This window comes from Microbacterium dextranolyticum (genome assembly GCF_016907295.1).
Lineage (GTDB): Bacteria > Actinomycetota > Actinomycetes > Actinomycetales > Microbacteriaceae > Microbacterium > Microbacterium dextranolyticum.
Window position 1 is genome coordinate 1390480 of record NZ_JAFBBR010000001.1, and the last position, 18837, is coordinate 1409316.

General features: G+C 70.1%; 13 protein-coding genes. 8 read left to right on the forward strand and 5 right to left on the reverse strand.

Annotated elements, in window-relative coordinates; translation table 11 throughout:
- Positions 1-4: 4 nt before the first annotated feature.
- The 3 genes from JOE64_RS06320 to JOE64_RS06330 are packed head-to-tail and all read left to right on the forward strand — an operon-like array spanning position 5 to position 1716.
- Positions 5-718 (forward strand): aggregation-promoting factor C-terminal-like domain-containing protein, encoded by a 714-nt coding sequence (locus JOE64_RS06320; RefSeq protein WP_372432884.1) that lies wholly within the window; start codon positions 5-7, stop codon positions 716-718.
- 4 nt (positions 719-722) lie between these two features.
- Positions 723-1004 carry an Rv1322 family protein gene (locus tag JOE64_RS06325; protein WP_204963470.1) on the forward strand — a complete coding sequence of 94 codons (282 nt, stop codon included), beginning with the start codon at positions 723-725 and terminating at the stop codon, positions 1002-1004.
- Between the two features lies 1 nt (position 1005).
- The gene (locus JOE64_RS06330) at positions 1006-1716 is read left to right on the forward strand and encodes an alpha/beta hydrolase (RefSeq protein WP_204963471.1); all 711 of its coding nucleotides are present in this window, start codon (positions 1006-1008) and stop codon (positions 1714-1716) included.
- Between the two features lie 35 nt (positions 1717-1751).
- On the opposite strand, the gene JOE64_RS06335 is transcribed toward JOE64_RS06330, so the two are convergent.
- Positions 1752-2831, reverse strand: a complete 1080-nt coding sequence (locus JOE64_RS06335) for an AI-2E family transporter (RefSeq protein WP_204963472.1) — start codon at positions 2829-2831, stop codon at positions 1752-1754.
- Positions 2832-3005: 174 nt separating this feature from the next.
- Here JOE64_RS06335 and JOE64_RS06340 point away from each other — a divergent pair, with 174 nt between their 5' ends.
- The gene (locus JOE64_RS06340) at positions 3006-4790 is read left to right on the forward strand and encodes a DUF8094 domain-containing protein (RefSeq protein WP_204963473.1); all 1785 of its coding nucleotides are present in this window, start codon (positions 3006-3008) and stop codon (positions 4788-4790) included.
- On the forward strand, positions 4790-5740 hold the full coding sequence (locus JOE64_RS06345; protein ID WP_204963474.1) for a tetratricopeptide repeat protein: 951 nt from the start codon (positions 4790-4792) through the stop codon (positions 5738-5740). The genes JOE64_RS06340 and JOE64_RS06345 overlap by 1 nt, the downstream gene beginning before the upstream one ends.
- A gap of 71 nt (positions 5741-5811) precedes the next feature.
- Here the strand turns inward: JOE64_RS06345 and glgB are convergent, their stop codons facing one another.
- The 3 genes from glgB to glgX all read right to left on the reverse strand — a co-directional run bounded on the left by glgB (position 5812) and on the right by glgX (position 12211).
- Complete coding sequence (gene glgB / locus JOE64_RS06350; RefSeq protein ID WP_204963475.1) at positions 5812-7950, reverse strand: 1,4-alpha-glucan branching protein GlgB; 2139 nt, start codon at positions 7948-7950, stop codon at positions 5812-5814.
- Positions 7947-10046 (reverse strand): alpha-1,4-glucan--maltose-1-phosphate maltosyltransferase, encoded by a 2100-nt coding sequence (locus tag JOE64_RS06355; protein ID WP_372432885.1) that lies wholly within the window; start codon positions 10044-10046, stop codon positions 7947-7949. The genes glgB and JOE64_RS06355 overlap by 4 nt, the downstream gene beginning before the upstream one ends.
- A 74-nt stretch (positions 10047-10120) precedes the next feature.
- Positions 10121-12211 carry a glycogen debranching protein GlgX gene (gene glgX / locus JOE64_RS06360; RefSeq protein ID WP_204963476.1) on the reverse strand — a complete coding sequence of 697 codons (2091 nt, stop codon included), beginning with the start codon at positions 12209-12211 and terminating at the stop codon, positions 10121-10123.
- 79 nt (positions 12212-12290) lie between these two features.
- Between glgX and JOE64_RS06365 the strand changes: the two genes are divergently transcribed.
- From JOE64_RS06365 to ligA, 3 genes are all read left to right on the forward strand, one after another.
- Positions 12291-13463: a cysteine desulfurase family protein gene (locus JOE64_RS06365; RefSeq protein WP_204963477.1), complete on the forward strand. Its 1173-nt coding sequence runs from the start codon at positions 12291-12293 to the stop codon at positions 13461-13463.
- Positions 13464-13472: 9 nt separating this feature from the next.
- Positions 13473-14570, forward strand: a complete 1098-nt coding sequence (gene mnmA / locus JOE64_RS06370; RefSeq protein ID WP_204963478.1) for a tRNA 2-thiouridine(34) synthase MnmA — start codon at positions 13473-13475, stop codon at positions 14568-14570.
- A 90-nt stretch (positions 14571-14660) separates the two neighbouring features.
- On the forward strand, positions 14661-17066 hold the full coding sequence (ligA, locus tag JOE64_RS06375) for an NAD-dependent DNA ligase LigA (RefSeq protein ID WP_204963479.1): 2406 nt from the start codon (positions 14661-14663) through the stop codon (positions 17064-17066).
- A 27-nt stretch (positions 17067-17093) separates the two neighbouring features.
- Here ligA and JOE64_RS06380 read toward each other — a convergent pair whose 3' ends face one another.
- The gene (locus tag JOE64_RS06380) at positions 17094-18800 is read right to left on the reverse strand and encodes a long-chain-fatty-acid--CoA ligase (protein ID WP_204963480.1); all 1707 of its coding nucleotides are present in this window, start codon (positions 18798-18800) and stop codon (positions 17094-17096) included.
- Positions 18801-18837 lie beyond the last annotated feature (37 nt).

Here is an 18837-nt window from a genome sequence, read left to right on the forward strand (position 1 = left end):
CACTGTGACCCCCGACGCCGACCTGACCCCGACCGTCGACCGTGCCCCCGTCGCGCGATCCGCCTCGGTCGAGCGCGCAGCCGCGACGAACCGTCGCTGGCGGCGTCGCCGCCGTGTGTCCAGCTTCTTCGCCGTGTTCGCGGTCGCGGGCTTCGCTGCGGCGTACATCGGTCCGCTCGCGTCGTCGCCGCGCGCCGAAGCAGTCACGGTGCCGCCGGTGTCGCTCTATGCGGGAACGCTGGCCGACGCGCAGGCCTACCTCGCCGCCTCGGCGGTGCCGACGACCCTCGATCGGGGGCAGGCGGGGTACACGGTGTACGTGGCGCCGAAGCCCACTCCCACCCCGACCCCGACCGCATCTGCGCCGACGGGGTCGTCCGCAGCGGTGTGGTCGCCCCCGTTCGTGTCGCCCGACCCCGGTTCGGCACAGGCGGTGGCCTACGGCATGCTGCAGTCGAACGGCTGGGGCGAAGACCAGTTCGCCTGCCTCGTCGCGCTCTGGAACAAGGAGTCGGGCTGGCGCGTCAACGCGTACAACGCCGGCAGCGGGGCCTACGGCATCCCGCAGTCCCTCCCGGGCAGCAAGATGGCCTCCGCAGGAAGCGACTGGGAGACGAACCCGGCGACGCAGATCAGCTGGGGCCTCGGCTACATCTCCGGCCGCTACGGCACGCCGTGCGGCGCGTGGGGGCATTCCCAGTCCACGGGCTGGTACTGAGCGGATGCCGCGCGCGAACCGTCGTCGTCGCGAACCCGACGACGGCTCCTTCGATCGACTGCTGAGCGGCTGGAAGCGCACCGAGGTGCGCCGCGGCGTGAGCTGGACGGTGCAGCCCGTGAGCGCGAGCGCCGCCCAGAAGACGTACACGTGCCCGGGGTGCGGACGCGACGTCACTCCGGGAACGGCCCACCTCGTGGCCTGGCGGGCCGACGGGGTGCTCGGCGATGCCGCCGACCTGGCCGCCAGAAGACATTGGCACACGACCTGCTGGAGGATCGGCTGACATGGAGATCCGCGGACCCGTTCTGCTGCCCGCACGACGCGAGGACATCGAGCTCGACACCCTCGACGGCCTGAGACTGGTCGGCGAGCTCGCCGTGCCCGAGACGCGCCCGCCGGTCGCCACACTGGTCACCCTGCATCCTCTGCCGACGGCGGGCGGGTTCATGGATTCGCACATCCTGCGCAAGGCCGCGGCCCGGCTGCCCGCGCTCGCCGACCTCGCGGTGCTCCGCTTCAACACGCGGGGGACGACGTCGCCGCGGGGAACCAGCGACGGGACGTTCGACGGAGGGCGCGCCGAAGCTTTCGATGTCGCCGCGGCGATGGACGTCGTGCGCGAGCGCGGCCTTCCACGTCCGTGGCTGGTGGGCTGGTCGTTCGGCACGGAACTCGCCCTGAAGTACGGCCGCGACCATGACGTCGAGGGTGTGATCCTGCTCTCGCCCCCGCTTCACCGTGCCAGCGCCGAGGAGGTCGCCGCGTGGGCGGGGGATCGGCGCCGCATGGTGGTGCTCGTCCCCGAGTTCGACGACTACCTGCGCCCGGACGAGGCGCGCGAGCGCTTCGCAACGGTGCCGGATGCCACCCTCATCGCCGTCGAGGGCGGCAAGCATCTGTGGGTGGGGGAGAGCCAGACCCGGCGCGTGCTGACCGAGATCGTCGCAGCGGTCAACCCGGACGCACTGCCGTTGCCCACCGACTGGGCGGACTGAGAGGCCCCGCGGGGGAGATCACGCCGCAGGGGCACTCACAGTTCGTTCTGGCGGGGAACGACGACCTGGCGGTAGATGATGAGGATGCTGGCCGCCACCGGGATGGCGACGAGGGCTCCCAGCAGGCCGAGCAGCGATCCGCCCGCGAGCGCGGCGATCACGACCACGGCTCCGGGGACGGACACGGCGCGGTTCATGATGCGCGGCGAGAGGACGTAGGCCTCGATCTGCATGTAGATCGCGTACCAGATGAGCGCGACGAGCGCCGTCACAGGAGAACCCAATCCCGGAATGAGGCAGGTCAGCACGATGATCGCCGAGCCGGTGAGCGTTCCGACGAGGGGGATCAGCGAGAAGAAGAACGCGACGACGGCGAGCACTGCGGGGAACGGGGCCTGGATGATCGACAGGAAGATCGCGCTGAGCACACCGTTGATCGCGCCCAGCGTCACCTGCCCCATGACGTAGTGCCCCACCGACGCGGTGATCTGCTCGGAGAGATCGATGAAGCGGGCGCGCTTGGACGCCGGGACCAGCTGGTAGACGGCCGACTTGAGGTTCGGGGTCGAAGCCGTGAAGTAGATCGTGAGGATGAGGACGATCAGCGCTCCGGTGAAGCCGGAGATGATGCCCGCGCCGATTCCGAGCAGAACGCTTCCGGCGGACGTGCCGATCTTTCCGAAGTCCAGTGTGTTGAACCACTCGGAGATGTATCGGAACACCTCGTCGACGTTCAACGCCGGGAACGTCTGGTGCAGCCAATCGGATGCGGCGGCGACCGGATCCCACTTGCCGTCGACCGCGCTCTGCACCAGCGTCTGGATCTGCGTCACCAACTGCGCGATCTGGCCGACCAGCACGGGGATCACGATCAGGATGATGCCGGCGAACACCGCGAGCACCGCGACGAACGTGATCAGCAGCGCCGCCCATCGCGGCAGGCCGCGCCTCTCGAGCCACGACACGAGCGGGTCGAGGCCCAGCGCGAGGAAGAGAGCCGTGCCGACGTAGAGGAGGATCGAGGACAGCGATTCGATGCTCGTGATGAGGAGGATGCCCACCCCCACGCCCAGCGTCGCGATCAATGCCGTGCGGAACGGGTGGTGCAACTTCACGCGAGCTCCTCGTGGTGCCAGATGGTGATGACAGACTACGCAGAGTATCCCGCGGAGCGGGGGAGGACGCGGGGGTTGACACCCTCCCGGGCGACGCACAGGTCGACTTCGCTAGTCTGAAACGTCGAGAATGCGCCGCCGGACCCGCTCGGTCGGTGCAGGAAGGTGTGATTCGTGCGTTTCGTGTGGGCTGTGGCCGCCTTCGTGTTGGCCGCTCTCATGATCGGTGCGGGCATTGCGCAGCGCACGGTGTTCGTGGGGCCGAAGACCGAGAGTCAGGCGATCGCGGTGGCCGGCGACGCTCCCTACGTGCTCATCGACGGAGCGGTTCTGAACAGCCACGACGGCTCGCAGACGCTGCGAGTGCAGGAGCCGGGTCAGATCTTCGCCGCCTACGGTCGCACGGGCGACATCGAGGCGTGGCTCGCACGCTCCGACTACACGCATCTCTCGCTCAAGGACGGCGCGCTGGTCTCCGACTCCGTCGCGGCGGCGGCGAAGCCGCCTGCGGGCAGCGCGGTTCTGAACCCCGTGGGCTCCGACCTGTGGCTCGACGAGTTCGACCAGCAGGACGAGCTGGTCACCCCGTTGCAGCTGCCCGCGGACATGAGCCTGCTCGTCGCCACCGATGGCGTGAAGCCGGCGCCGTCGTCGCTGAGCCTCACGTGGCCGGTGCGCAACGCCACGCCGTGGGCGGGGCCCCTGATCATCCTCGGCTCTCTTCTGCTCGCCGTCGGCATCGTTCTGTACGTGCTCGGTGTTCGCCACGTGCGACGCTCCCGCGGACCCCGGCGCAAGGGCCTGCCCCTGCCGGTCACGGAGCCCATCGACCTCGCCGTCGAGGGCGCCGACAAGGGCGTCGTCTCGGCGACTCCGCCCCGGCGGCGCCTCACGCGCGGCAGGCGTGCCTTCGTCGTCGTTCCGGCGCTCGCCGTCACGGCGGTGCTCGCAACCGGTTGCACGCCGGATGCCTGGCCGCAGCTGGTCCCCACCGAGACGCCGTCGCCGTCGCCCTCCGTCGTCGTCCCCGAGGACCAGGGGAGCCCCGTCGTCACGCAGGCTCAGGCGGAGCGCATCGTCGGACGCATCGCGAGCGACGTCGCCACCGCCGATCAGAATCGCGACGCCGCGGCGGCCGCGATCCGACTCGACGGCACCGCCCTCGCCACGCGCAAGACGAATTACGTGCTGCGAGGCGCGATCGCCGATCAGGCGGCGCTCCCGGCGGTGCCGAGCGGTCACCTCGAGGTGGTCCTGCCCGAAGCCAATGACGAGTGGCCGCGCGTCTTCTTCGCCGTCGCGGCGGGCAGCGACGCGGGCGGCACGCAGAAGCCCGACGTCATCATGAGCATCACTCAGCAGGACCCGTGGTCTCCGTACAAGCTGTCGACGCTGGCCGACCTGGCATCCGACGCCAAGCTCAATCTCGCACCGGACTACGTCGGGGCCATTCCGATCCCCGCGGATTCGCCCTTCCTCGCGATCGCGCCGAAGAATCTCGCCACCGCCTACGCGGACGTCGTCACCAACGGCACCGGCAGCCAGTTCGCCGCGCTCTTCGACGACGACGAGGATGCCTTCCAGAAGCAGCTCTCCGAGAACCGCAAGAGCCGACTGGACGCGTTCAACCAGACCGGTGCGCAGACCGGTGCGATGACGTTCTCGGCGCAGGCCGCCTCCACTGCGCCGGTCGCGCTCGCAACCCTCGACTCCGGTGCGATCGTCGCAGTCACGGTCGACGACCTCGAGACGGTCAAGCCGACGAACGCCGACGCCGTCATCAAGGTCGACGGGAACCCCGTGGTGCAGAACCTTGCCGGTGCCGCGCAGTCGTCGACGGGGTTCAGCACGACCTACGCGAACCAGCTGTTCTTCTTCGTCCCGAGCCAGAGTTCGAAGGCGCGCATCCAGCTGCTCGGTTACTCCTCGAACGTCCTCGAAGCGAAAGTGGTCGGCTGATGAGCACTCCCCATCCGGCATCCGGACAAAACCCCGCGGCGGTGCTGCGCGGCGCGGTCGATCTGTCGAGTCTCCGTTCGCGCCCGAGCGAACCCGTCGCCGCCGAGGCGCGCGCCCAGGGCGACGCGCCGGGCCTCGTCGTCGACGTCACCGACGCGACGTTCGGCCAGGTGCTCGAGCTCTCCCGCTCCGTGCCCGTCGTCGTCGATCTCTGGGCCGAATGGTGCGGGCCGTGCACGCAGCTGAGTCCCGTTCTCGAGAAGGTGGTCCTCGAACTCGCCGGCCGGCTCGTGCTCGCCAAGGTCGATGTCGACGCGAACCCCCAGCTCGCCCAGGGGTTCCGTGCTCAGTCGATTCCCACGGTCGTCGCTCTGGTGGCAGGGCAGCCGGTGCCGCTGTTCACCGGCGCGGTCCCCGAGCAGCAGGTGCGTGAGGTCTTCGCGCAGCTGCTGCAGCTCGCGGCGCAGCAGGGCGTCACGGGCGTCGTTCCGGTGGCCGGTTCGGATGCTGCGACCCCCGAGGACGCGGAGCCGGAGCTGCCTCCGCTCCATCAGGAGGCGTTCGACGCGATCGAGGCGGGTGACTATGCGCGGGCGGCGACGGCGTACGAAGCCGCTCTCGCGGAGAACCCGCGCGACGACGAGGCGCGCGCCGGACTCGGGCAGGTGCGCCTGCTGGAGCGCGTGCAGCATCTCGATCTTCAGGCGGCGCGCGCCGCGGCGGCCGCGGCCCCGCACGACATCGCCGCGCAGCTCGCCGTGGCCGACCTCGATCTGGCCGGCGGCCACGTCGACGATGCGTTCGGCCGGCTGCTCGACCTTTTCGCGGCGCTTCCGACGGATGAGCGCGGGCCCGTCCGAGAGCGGCTGCTGGAGCTGTTCGACCTCGTCGGCGATGCCGACGCACGCGTGCTCCGTGCACGGGGGCGGCTGTCGTCGCTGCTGTTCTGACACGTCGTCAGTCCAACGAGTGAGGGGCCGGTCGAGACGAACTCGACCGGCCCCTCACTCGTCGTGGTGGATCAGGAGCTGTGACCCAGCCAGAGCACGCCCAGCGGGGGAAGCACCATCGTCGCGCGCCCGTTCTCGTCGGCGTGGACCGTGCCGAAGTTGCCGACCCCGGATCCGCCGTACTGCGTTGCGTCGGAGTTGAGCAGCTCGGTCCACTCGCCGCCCGCGGGCAGCTCGAGGGTGAAGTCGTGCAGCGGCTCGCCCGAGAAGTTGCACACGACGGCCACCGTGTTGCCGTGGTGGTCGACGCGCGAGAAGGCGATGACGTTCGGATTCCAGCTCGGTGCGCCCAGGTGGCGGAACGCGCCCCCGTCGCTGTCGCGCGACCAGAGCGGCGCGTGCTCCTTGTAGACCCGGTTGAGGGCCCCGACGAAATCGAGCAGTTGACGGTGGGGCGGCTGGTCGAGGATCCACCAGTCGAGACTCCGGCTCTCGGACCACTCCGAGAGCTGGCCGAAGTCCTGGCCCATGAACAGCAGCTGCTTGCCGGGGTGGCCCCACATGTACGCCAGGAACGCGCGGACGTTGGCGAGCTTCTGCCAGTGGTCGCCGGGCATCCGTGTCATGAGCGTGCCCTTGCCGTGCACGACCTCGTCATGGCTGATGGGCAGGACGAAGTTCTCGCTGAAGGCGTAGACGAACGAGAACGACAGTTCGCCCTCGTGGTGGGCGCGGTACATCGGGTCGCGCTGGAAGTACACGAGCGTGTCGTTCATCCAGCCCATGTTCCACTTGAACCCGAAGCCGAGGCCCCCGGCACTGGTCGGCGCCGTCACTCCGGGGTAGCTCGTCGACTCTTCGGCGATCATCGCGATGCCGGGGTAGCGCTTGTACGCGGTGGCGTTCACCTCCTGCAGGAAGCGGATCGCCTCGAGGTTCTCGCGGCCGCCGTAGATGTTCGGCTCCCATTCGCCCTCGTTGCGCGAGTAGTCGAGGTAGAGCATGGAGGCGACGGCGTCCACACGCAGGCCGTCGACGTGGAACTCCTCGAGCCAGTACAGCGCGTTCGCGACGAGGAAGTTGCGCACCTCGTTGCGGCCGTAGTCGAAGATGAGTGTTCCCCAGTCCTTGTGCTCGCCGCGGCGGGGGTCGGGGTGCTCGTAGAGGGCTTCTCCGTCGAACCGCGCCAGGGCGAAGGCATCCTTCGGGAAGTGCCCGGGAACCCAGTCCATGATGACGCCGAACCCGGCCCGGTGCAGGCGGTCGATGAGGTAGCGCAGGTCGTCGGGCGAGCCGAATCGACTCGTCGGCGCGTAGTAGCCGGATACCTGGTAGCCCCAGGAACCGCCGAACGGATGCTCGGACAGGGGCAGGAACTCGACATGCGTGTAGCCCAGCTCGGTGAGGTAGTCCACGAGCTGATCGGCAGCCTCGCGGTAGCCGAGCCCCGGACGCCACGATCCGAGGTGCAGCTCGTACGTCGACATCGGCTGGTCGAGCGGCGAGCGCTCGGCGCGCGCGGTCATCCAGTCGTCGTCGCCCCACGTGTACGTCGACTCGGTGACGACGGATGCCGTGGCAGGCGGCACCTCGGCGCGCTGCGCCATCGGGTCGGCCTTCATGATCCAGCCGCCGTGCGGGGTGAGGATCTCGTACTTGTACGCGACGCCGGCGCCGAGTCCCGGCACGAAGATCTCCCAGACGCCGGTCGAGCCCAGGCTGCGCATGGCGTGCGACTGCCCGTCCCAGGAGTTGAAATCGCCGACGACCCGCACCGCGCGCGCGTTCGGCGCCCAGACCGAGAACGCCACCCCGCTCACGCCCGGGAAGCGGCGGACATGGGCGCCCAGAACGTTCCACAGCTGCTCGTGGCGTCCTTCGCCGATGAGGTGCTGGTCGACCTCTCCGAGAGTCGGAAGGTGACGATAGGGGTCGTCGCTGCGGTGCTCGGCGCCGCCGTCGTAGGTGGCGACGAGGTCGTACGCGTCCGGACGCGAGGTGCTCGCCCCCTCCCAGATCCCGGCGCGCACGTGCGTCAGCGGCATCCGGGCACCGGTGTCCGTCACGGCGGTGACGGTCGTCGCCATGGGGCGGCGTGCACGGATGACCCAGGATCCATCGGGCTGCTGGTGCAGCCCCAGCACGTCGTGCGGAGCGTGGTACGACCCGCTCGCGACGGCGTCGAGGATGTGGTCGGGGGTGGTGCTCATCGAGACTCCTTGACGTGCAGGATGTGAACGGGCTCGACGAACGCATCGAGGCGGACGAAGGCGTCCTGATTCCAGGTCCAGGTGGCCCCGGTGACGAGGTCTTCGACCTCGAACGGTGTGCCGGGCTCGACGCCCCAGATGCGGGTGTCGAGGTGCACGGTGGTCTGCCGCACCGAGTGCGGATCGACGTTCGCGACGACGATGATCGTGTCGCTGCGCCCGTCGGGTGACAGCGCGGCATCGAGGTGCTTGGAGTACACGAGGATCGCGTCGTCGTCGCTCCAGTGCGCCGACCAGTTGCGCAGCTGACGGAGCGCGGGATGCGCGGCGCGGATCTCGTTGAGCCGTCGCAGGTACGGGGCGAGCGATTCGCCGCGCTCCTCGGCGCCCTCCCAATCGCGCAGCTTGTACTCGTACTTCTCGTTGTCGATGTTCTCTTCCGACCCGGGGCGCGCGACGTTCTCGATGAGCTCGTAGCCGGCGTACACGCCCCAGATCGGCGCCGCCGTCGCAGCGATAGCCGCACGGACCTTGTACGCGGGACGTCCGCCGTACTGCAGGTACTCGGTGAGGATGTCGTGGGTGTTCACGAACAGGTTCGGGCGCATGTAGTCGCTCGTCTCGTGCGAGACCGATCCGAGGAACTCCTCGAGCTCCTCCTTGGTGTTCCGCCACGTGAAGTACGAGTAGCTCTGCTGGAATCCCACCATCGCGAGGGACCGCATGACCGCGGGGCGGGTGAAGGCCTCGGAGAGGAAGATCACGTCGGGGTCGGCGGCGTTGACGGTGGCGATGAGCCACTCCCAGAACTGCAGGGGCTTGGTGTGCGGGTTGTCGACGCGGAAGATCTTCACTCCCTGCGCGACCCAGTGCTGAACGACCCGCAGCATCTCCGCGTAGATGCCCGCGGGATCGTTGTCGAAGTTCAGCGGATAGATGTCCTGGTACTTCTTCGGCGGATTCTCCGCGTAGGCGATCGTGCCGTCGGGAAGAGTCGTGAACCACTCCGGATGCTCGGCGACCCACGGATGGTCGGGCGACGCCTGCAGAGCGAGGTCGAGTGCTACCTCGAGGCCCTCGGCACGGGCGGCGCGGACGAAGAAGCGGAAGTCCGCCGCCGTTCCCAGCTCGGGATGGATCGCATCGTGCCCGCCCAGCGGCGAGCCGATCGCGTAGGGCGAGCCCGGGTCGTCGGGCATCGCCGTCAGCGTGTTGTTGCGGCCCTTGCGGTTCGTCTCGCCGATCGGATGGATCGGCACGAGGTAGACGACGTCGAAGCCCATGCCCGCGACGGCCGGCAGACGCTTGGCCGCCGTGCGGAACGTGCCGCTCTTGATCGAGCCGTCCTTGCGGCGCTTGGCCCCCTCGGACCGCGGGAAGAACTCGTACCACGCGCCGACGCCCGCGCGCTCGCGCTCCACGAGGAGGACCTCGTCCTCGCCCGCGGTCACGAGCGATTGCAGCGGCCGCTCGCAGAAGAAAGCCGCGAGGTCGGGGTCGCGCACGGTCACGAGCGCATCCTCGTCGGACACTGCCGCATCGCGCAGACGGGTCGCCGCGGCCTTCAGCACGCGGATCTGCGCCGAGCCGCGGTCTTTCTCGGAGGCCGCGCGAAGAAGCAGCCGCGCGCCCATCTCGCGCATGAGCGCGGCATCCACTCCGGCGGCGATCTTCAGATCCGCGGCGTGCTCCCACGTCGCGAAGTCGTCGGCGAACGCTTCGAACCGGAAGGTCCATCGCCCCTGTTCGAGAGGTGCGACGAGTGTCCGCCATCGGTCGAACCCATCGTGCAGGGGCTCGAGTCGGTGCAGGGTCTCGACGCCCGCGGGAGAGGTGAGTCGTACGTGCACGCCGATGATGTCGTGCCCCTCGCGGAACGCCGTCACCTGGAACGGCACCGCTTCGCCGACGAAGGCGGACGGGTCGTACCGTGCATCCGGGACGGACGGATGCGGCAGCGACAGTGGGATCCTGCCGATGCGGGTCTCGGGGGCGCCCGTCCACGTCTGCGGTTCGCGGAGAGGGATCTGCGACGTGCTGCGCACGCTCGGCGCGGCTTCCGTCCGGACGGCGGGTGTTCGGTTCTTCGAGGCCACGTGTCGAACCTACCGCCGCGCCCCACCCGCGCGGAACAGGTGCACAGGCTCGGCGGAGGAGTGCGACGGGTGCGTCACCCGACCAGAGGCTCGACCCGGAACAGCTGGAGGGCGGTCCCCGGCAGGGCGATGACGTCGCCGGGTGCGTGGACGTGTGCGGGAACGTGATCGGGGCGCTCCGGCACGCTCGACCACAGCGCTGTGTACCCGGTGACTCCGTCCAGGCGGGGGAGCGTCACCTCGACCGGGCTCTCGTCGCCGTGCACCACGAGGAGGATGCGGTTGGGGGCCTCGTCCTCGGGCGTGGAGCGTGCGTCGTAGAGGAGGGTGCGGTTCGTGGCATCCGACCAGCGCTCGCCGGACATCGCCTCCCCGTGGCGGTCGTACCAATGGATCACCGATGCGCTCGGCACGACGCGATCCTCCTCGGCGAAGCGGCGCGGCCGCAGCGCGGGGTTCTCCTGCCGCAGCCGCACGAGAGTGCGGGCGTGGGCGAGCAGATCCTCCTGCCAGGCCGCATGCTGCCAATGGACCCAGGTGAGGTCGGAGTCGTGGCAGTACGCGTTGTTGTTGCCGCGCTGTGTCCGACCGAACTCGTCGCCCGCCGCGATCATCGGGACCCCCGCCGACAGCATCAGTGTGCCGAAGAGGTTCCTCATCGCCTTGCGGCGGTTCGCGAGGATCGCGGGGTCGTCTGTGGGGCCTTCGGCGCCGTGGTTGAACGAACGGTTCGTGTCGGCCCCGTCGCGGTTCTGCTCGCCGTTGCCGAGGTTGTGCTTGACGTCGTAGGAGACGAGGTCGCGGAGCGTGAAGCCGTCGTGTGCGGTGACGAAGTTCACGCTCGCGAGCGGGCCGCGCTCTTCGGAGAACGTGTTGGACGACCCGGCCAGCCGCGTCGCGAATCGCCCCACGCCGGCAGGGGGCGACCCGGCGCGGCGCGTGTAGTCGATGTCGCTGAGCCAGAAGTTCCGTACCCGGTCGCGGTAGCCGTCGTTCCACTCCGACCACCCGTCGCCGAAGCCGCCGGTCTGCCAGCCCCCCATGCCCACATCCCACGGCTCGGCGATCATCTTCACACCCTGCAGTCGCGGATCCTCGACGAGCGCGCGCAGGAGCGGATGGTCGGCGTGGAAGGTGTGCTGGGCGTCGCGGCCCAGTGTGGCCGCGAGATCGAAGCGGAATCCGTCGACGCCGACGACCTCGGCCCAGTAGCGCACCGAATCGAGGACCAGGCGCGCTGCGGCATCCGTGGACGTGTCGACCGCGTTGCCGCAGCCGGTCACGTCGATGTAGGTGCCGTCGTCGTGCTGCCGGTAGTAGCCGGAGTTGTCGATGCCGCGCAGGCTCGAACGGGGCTGACCGATGTCGAGCTCGGCGGTGTGATTGTAGACGACATCGAGGATCACCTCGATGCCCGCGTCGTGCAGCGCGGCCACCATCTGCTGCACCTCGCGCAGGATCGCGTCGGGGCCGGCGGCGCGGGCCTCGGCGGTCGCGTAGGCACCGTGGGGAGTGAAGAAGTTGAGCGTGTTGTAGCCCCAGTAGTTCGTCAGGCCGTGGGCGAGCAGCCGCGGCTCGGTCTCGAACGCGTGGATGGGGAGCAGCTCGACCGCCGTGATGCCCAGACCGGTGAGATGCTCGATCATCGCCGGGTGCCCGAGGCCCGCGTACGTGCCGTGCAGCGCCGGCGGAATGCTCGGATGCCGCTTGGTGAGGCCCTTCAGGTGCGCCTCGTAGATCACCGTCCGATCCCAGGGCGTCGCCGGACGACGGACGGGCGCGACCGTCGTCTGCGGATCGACCACGATCGAGCGCCACTCGCCGCGGCGGACCGGCACGAGCCCCTTCGCGTACGGGTCGAGCAGAAGCGTCTGCGCGTTGAAGAGGTTGCGCGCCCCCGTGGGGCCGTCGACGCGCAGCGCGTACCGGGTTCCCGCCGTCAGACGCGGTGTCGTGACCGACCAGATGCCGTCGCCGACGTTTGTGAGGTCCTCCACCGCGGTGATCCAGTCGAGGTCGGTGTCGTCGAAGACGACGAGCTCGACCGAGGATGCCTGACCCGACCAGACGCGCAGGGTGCCACCGTCGGGGCCGAGAGTCACACCGAGGTCGTCGAAGCGTGTGTCGAGGAAGGCGGGGCTGGTCATCGACTGGGGGGTGGCCATGCGCTCTAGAGTAGTAAGCCCGCGCCGGCGTCTCGCCCCGGGCGGGCCTCGGTGTCGCAGGCGGGCGTGCAGGGGGACCATGATCTACCTCGATCACGCCGCATCGGCTCCGTTGCGCGCGAGCGCGCGCGATGCGTGGATCGGTGCGTCCGCACAGGTGGGCAACGCCTCGTCGGTGCACGGATCGGGCCAGGTCGCCCGCCGGCTGCTGGAGGAATCGCGCGAACGTGTCGCCGCGGTGCTCGGCTGCGAGCCGATCGAGGTGGTCTTCACCTCCAGCGGCACCGAGTCGGTCAATCTGGCGCTCAAAGGTCTCTGGTGGGCGCGGGGTGAGGGGACGCAGGCCATCGTGCTGCCGGACGGCGAGCACCATGCCACCCTCGACACGGTCGGCTGGCTGGCGACGCAGGACGCCGAGGTGCGCTCCGTGCCGCTCGACGAGTTCGGGCGCATCACCGCAGCGCCGTTCTCCGATGCCCTCGACGGTGCGGCCCTGGCAACGGCGCTCGTCGTCAACAACGAGGTCGGGACCGTGCAGGATGCGCCCTCGCTCGCCCGCGCCGCCTCCGACGCCGGGGTGCCCCTCCATCTCGACGCGGTCGGGGCGGTCGGGCACGTCCCCGTCGTGTTCGACCGGTGGCGGGGCGAAGCGCGCGGCTCGACGGGGCTCGTCGCGCTGAGCCTGTCGGGCCACAAGTTCGGAGCCCCGGTCGGGACCGGCGCTCTCGTCGTCTCCCGTCACGCCGCCCTCGTCCCGCTGCTGCACGGGGGAGGGCAACAACGGGGGCTCCGCTCCGGCACTCCGGACGTTCCCGGTGCCGCCGCGCTCGCCGCCGCACTCGAGGAAGCCGTCGCCGAGCTGACCGACGAGGCCTCGCGCCTGACGGCTCTCGCCGAGCGGCTGATCACGGGCATCCGCCGGGCGATCCCCGCCGCCGAACTGCTCGGCGACCCGCTCGAGCGGATCCCGGGGAACGTGCACGTGCTGTTCCCCGGCGCGGCGGGGGAATCGCTGCTGTTCCTCCTCGACCAGGCGGGCATCTCGGTCTCCACCGGGTCGGCGTGCCAGGCGGGGGTCGCCGAACCGTCGCACGTGGTGCTCGCGCTGGGACGGGACGAGCGGGCGGCACGCTCGGTCCTGCGGATGACCCTGGGGCGCACCTCCACGGCGGAGGATGTCGACGCCGTGCTCGCCGCGCTGCCCGAGGCCTACGCCCGGGCATCCGGAGCCGGTGCGGCGCGCCGCTCGTAGACTGGAGCGATGCGGATCCTGGCGGCCATGAGCGGCGGCGTCGACTCGGCCGTCGCGGCGGCTCGTGCGGTCGAGGCGGGGCACGACGTCGTCGGCGTTCACCTCGCCCTCTCGCGCGCCGGGGGGACGCTCCGGACCGGCAGCCGCGGCTGCTGCACGATCGAGGACGCGATGGATGCCCGTCGCGCTGCGGATCTCCTCGGCATCCCCTTCTACGTGTGGGACTTCTCGGAGAGATTCCGCGATGACGTGATCGACGACTTCGTCGCCGAGTATCGTGCCGGGCGGACCCCGAATCCGTGCATGCGCTGCAACGAGAAGATCAAGTTCGCGGCCCTCTTGGAGCGCGCCCTGGAGCTCGGGTTCGACGCCGTATGCACGGGGCACTACGCGACGCTCGTCGACGGGCCGGACGGCCGCGAGCTGCATCGCGCGAGCGACGAAGCCAAGGACCAGTCGTACGTGCTGGGAGTGCTGACCGCGCAGCAGTTGGCGCACACCTATTTCCCGCTCGGGTCGACCCCGTCCAAGGCGGTCGTCCGCGCTGAGGCGGCGGCACGCGGCCTCACCGTTGCGCAGAAGCCCGACAGCCACGACATCTGCTTCATCCCCGACGGCGACACCCGCGGGTGGCTCGCCGAGCGGGTCGGCGCCGAGACGGGCGAGATCGTCGACCGGACCGGCGCCGTCGTCGGCAGCCACGAGGGTGCGCACGCCTATACGGTCGGCCAGCGCCGGGGACTCTCGCTCGGTGTTCCCGCCGCGGATGGCAAGCCCCGCTTCGTGCTCGAGGTGCGGCCCGTGTCGAACACTGTCGTCGTCGGCCCCAAGGAAGCCCTCGCGACCGCGGAGATCGCGGGGGAGCGCCTCTCGTGGGCGGGCCGGGCGCCCGAGACGGGAGCGTTCGGATGCCACGTGCAGATCCGGGCCCACGCCGAGCCCGTCCCGGCGCGCGCCGAGCTGAGCGCCGCGGGCATCCGGGTCGTTCCGGACGCTCCGTTCGACGGCGTCGCGCCGGGTCAGACCGCGGTCCTCTACGACGGCACCCGCGTGATCGGCCAGTTCACGATCGACCGCACCGTGTCGGCGGTGCCTGTTCCCGCCTGACCCGCTGCGACGCCGAGACAGGTCCGGGTAGTCCCGGCCGTCATCGGCGCGACGTGCCGAGCGTCGACGTGCAGGTCAAGGGGGCGGGGCATGTCGGAGGTGTCGACCTACACTGTCCGGGTGACCGCAACCGACGACTCTCTCCCGACGACGCTCGACGAGGCGAGGGACGAGGCCGAGCGCCTCACCGGCCTGATCGTCGACGCGCGTGATGCCTATTACGGGCGCGATACCGAACTCGTCGACGACGCCACGTACGACGGGTGGATGCGCCGGCTCGAGGCCGTCGAAGCAGCGTTCCCCGCGGTGCAGGGTCAGGACTCGCCCACGCTCCGTGTCGGAGCGGCCGAGTCGTCGATGTTCGACCCCGTCGAACACGCCGAACGCATGCTGAGCCTCGACAACGTGTTCACCGCAGACGAGCTGCGGGACTGGTGCGTGAAGACGGGGAGCGCGGCGGGGCGCGCCGTCCGATGGCTGCTCGAACTGAAGATCGACGGTCTGGCGATCAACCTGCGCTACGAGCGAGGTGTCCTCGTCTCCGCGGCGACACGCGGCGACGGGCGCGTCGGCGAGGATGTCACGGCCAACGCGGTTCAGGTCGCCGGCATCCCCACCCGGTTGCTCGGGACGGGGCATCCCGACGTCGTCGAGGTGCGCGGTGAGGTGTACATTCCCGTTGCGGCATTCGATCGACTCAACGCGCTGCAGGCGACGATGCGAGAGCGTGTCGCCGACGAGATGCGGGCGCGCAACGTCGACGAGGAGCGGGCCGAACGCAGCGCCGCACGCCGGTTCCCTGCGTTCGCGAATCCGCGCAATGCCGCCAGTGGCGGGCTACGCCAGCAACTCGACAAGAAGAGCGGGCTCGAACTCGAAGCGGGTCGGGCGCGATTGGACTCGTTGCGCCTGCTCGTGCACGGCATCGGCGCGTGGCCCGATCCGCCGGTCGATTCTCAGAGCGAGGTCTACGGGCTGCTCGCGCAGTGGGGGCTCCCCACGAGTCCGTACTTCCGTACGGCCGAGAGCGTCGACGGCGTGCTCGACTACGTCGCCCACTACGGCGAACACCGCCACGACCCCGAGCACGAGATCGACGGCGTCGTCGTGAAGGTCGACGAGCTGGCGCTCCACGACGAACTCGGTGCGACCAGCCGTGCCCCCCGGTGGGCGATCGCCTACAAGTACCCGCCCGAGCAGGTCAACACGAAGCTCCTCGACATCGTCGTGTCGGTGGGGCGCACCGGGCGTGCGACACCGTTCGCCGTGATGGCGCCCGCGCTCGTTGCGGGATCCGTGGTCCGCCAGGCGACGCTCCACAACCAGGACGTCGTGAAGGCCAAAGGAGTGCTCATCGGCGACACCGTCGTACTGCGCAAAGCGGGGGATGTCATCCCCGAGGTCCTCGGCCCGGTGGTCGAGCTGCGCGACGGGACGGAGCGCGCGTTCGTCATGCCGGCGGGCTGCCCGTCCTGCGGGACCCCGCTCGCTCCCGCCAAGGAGGGTGACATCGATCTGCGGTGCCCAAACACGCGGTCGTGCCCCGCGCAGGTGCGGGGGCGCGTCGAGCACATCGGCTCGCGCGGCGCGCTCGACATCGAAGCGCTCGGCGAGGTCACCGCGGCGGCTCTCACTCAGCCGTCCACGCCCACCACCCCACCGCTGGTCACCGAGGCGGGCCTGTTCGATCTCACCCTGGACCAACTCGTGCCGATCGAGGTCGTCGTCCGCGACAGCGAGACGGGAGAGGCGAAGGTCGACGAGACCACCGGCGAGTACGTGCGCCGTGCGCCCTTCCAGAAGCTCGGGCCGGCGCAGTACCCGCCGGGGACCGAGGACCTGGATGCCGCGGAGCGTCGGCGCCGGGGCATCCGCAAGGACCACCGTGAGAGGTTGCCCTCCGAACAGGCGCTGAAGCTGCTGGCCGAGCTCGAGAAGGCGAAGACCAAGGATCTGTGGCGGTTCCTCGTCGCGTTGAGCATCAGACACGTCGGTCCGGTCGCGGCGCGCGCGCTCGCGCAGTGGTTCGGATCCTTGGCGGCCATCCGCGCGGCGAGCCGCGAGGACCTCGCTGCCGTCGAGGGTGTGGGCGGCATCATCGCGGACGCGCTGCGGGAGTGGTTCGAGGTCGACTGGCATCGCGAGATCGTCGAGCGGTGGGAGGCGGCGGGAGCGCGACTGGAGATTCCCGGGCACCCGGGCCCGGGTGCGGCCGCCGCTGCGGGCGGCGTGCTCGACGGGATCACGGTCGTGGCCACGGGCTCGCTCGAGGGGTACAGCCGCGAGGGCGCACGGGAGGCGATCCTCGCCGCGGGGGGCAAGGCGGCCTCGAGCGTCTCGAAGAAGACGAACTTCGTCGCGGCAGGCCCCGGAGCAGGGTCGAAACTCGGCAAGGCGGAGGAGCTGGGCATCCGCATCATCGATGCGGCGCAGTTCCGGATCCTGGTGGAACAGGGCCCGGCTGCTCTCGACGCGCTCGAGCCCGACGCCGGCTGACGCCGGCGTCGCTGCGAGGACCGCGGATCAGTCGGCGACGGATTCCGATCCCGACAGCAGCGACTCCCGCACCTGTCGGCGCAGCACCTTGCCGATGAGCGACTTCGGAAGCTCGTCGACGACGACCACACGGCGAGGCACCTTGTAGGGGGTCAGCACGCCGCGGGCGAACTCGCGGATGGACTCGGTGTCCACCTCGCCCGCGCCGTCGAGCACGACGGCGGCCACGACCTCTTCGCCGGAACGCTCGCTCGGGAGGCCGACGACGGCGGCATCCGCAACGCGGGGATGCTGGCGCAGCGCATTCTCGACCTCGGTCGGGGCCACGTTGAACCCTCCCGTGATGATGAGCTCCTTGATGCGGTCGACGATGCGGACGAAACCGTCCTCGTCGATCTGCACGATGTCACCCGTGCGGAACCAGCCGTCGACGAGCACTTCTTCGGTCTCCTCCGGCTTGCCGTAGTAGCCGTGGAACACCTGCGGGCCCCGGACCAGCAGTTCGCCCCGCTCGCCGGGGGCCACGTCCGTCGTCGGATCGTCGGGATCGACGACACGGCACTCCGTGCCGGGGAGCGGGAGCCCCACCGTGCCGGGTTTGCGGTTCTCGGCGACGGGGTTGGCCATGAGTACGGGCGAGCACTCCGACAGTCCGTACCCCTCGACGAGGTAGCCGCCGGTTGCTTTCTCGAACGGCACGACGAGCTCGTGCGGAAGTGCCATCGCTCCGGAGATCGCGACCTCGGTCCCGGAGAGGGAGATGCCCTCGTCCTGCGCGGCCTTGAGCAATCGGGCGGCGATCGGCGGGACGAGCGGCAGGAACGTCGCGGGGTGCTTCTTCGTGACCTCGAGCACCATCGCCGGCTCGAATCGGGGGAAGAGCACGAGACGCGCCCCCATCGACATCGCGAAGGTGAGGCAGAGCGTGAGGCCGTAGGCGTGGAACATCGGCAGCACGGCGTAGACGACGCAGCCGTGCCCGCGGACGATCGACGGCGTCCACGCCTGTGCCTGCCGGGCGTTCGCCAGGAGGTTCCGGTGCGTGAGCATCGCACCCTTGGGAGTGCCGGTCGTGCCGCTCGTGTACTGGATGATCGCGAGGTCATCCGTGCCGGGGCCGGGGACGGATGCCGGGAGCGCGGCCGTCTGCAGCAGCCGGTCCCACGACAGCGCGCCCGTCGTCCGCTCGGTGAGCGCGTCGCGCGAGGCACGAGCCTTGGCGACGGGGAGTCGCAGGGCGAGGCGCAGCGACAGCGGCATCGCACGGGTTACATCGACGCTGATGAGGTTCGGCACGGCGACGTCGGCGGGGAAGTCCTGCACGGTTCCGACGACCTTGCTCCAGACGATCGCCGTCTTCGCTCCGTGATCCTCGAACTGCTTGCGCAGCTCACGCGGGGTGTACAGCGGGTTGTGCTCGATCGCGATCGCACCAAGGCGCAGGATCGCATAAAACGCGATGATGTGCTGCGGGCAGTTCGGCAGAACGATGCCGACGGTGTCGCCCTTGGTGACCCCGAGCGCCTGCAGGCCCGCGGCGGCGCGTTCGATGGCATCCATCAACTCGCGATACGACGTCGTCCGCCCGAAGAACTGCAGGGCGGGGGCGTCCGGGTAGTCGCGCGCCGAGGCCTCGACGATGTCGAGGAGGTTCCCCTCGACCGGCGCCAGGTCCGCGGGGACCCCGTCGGCATAGCTGCGGATCCACGGGCGGGGCGGGTCGTAACTCGTCACGCGCGTCAGCCTAGCGTCGCCGGTCTTCCCCCGGGCG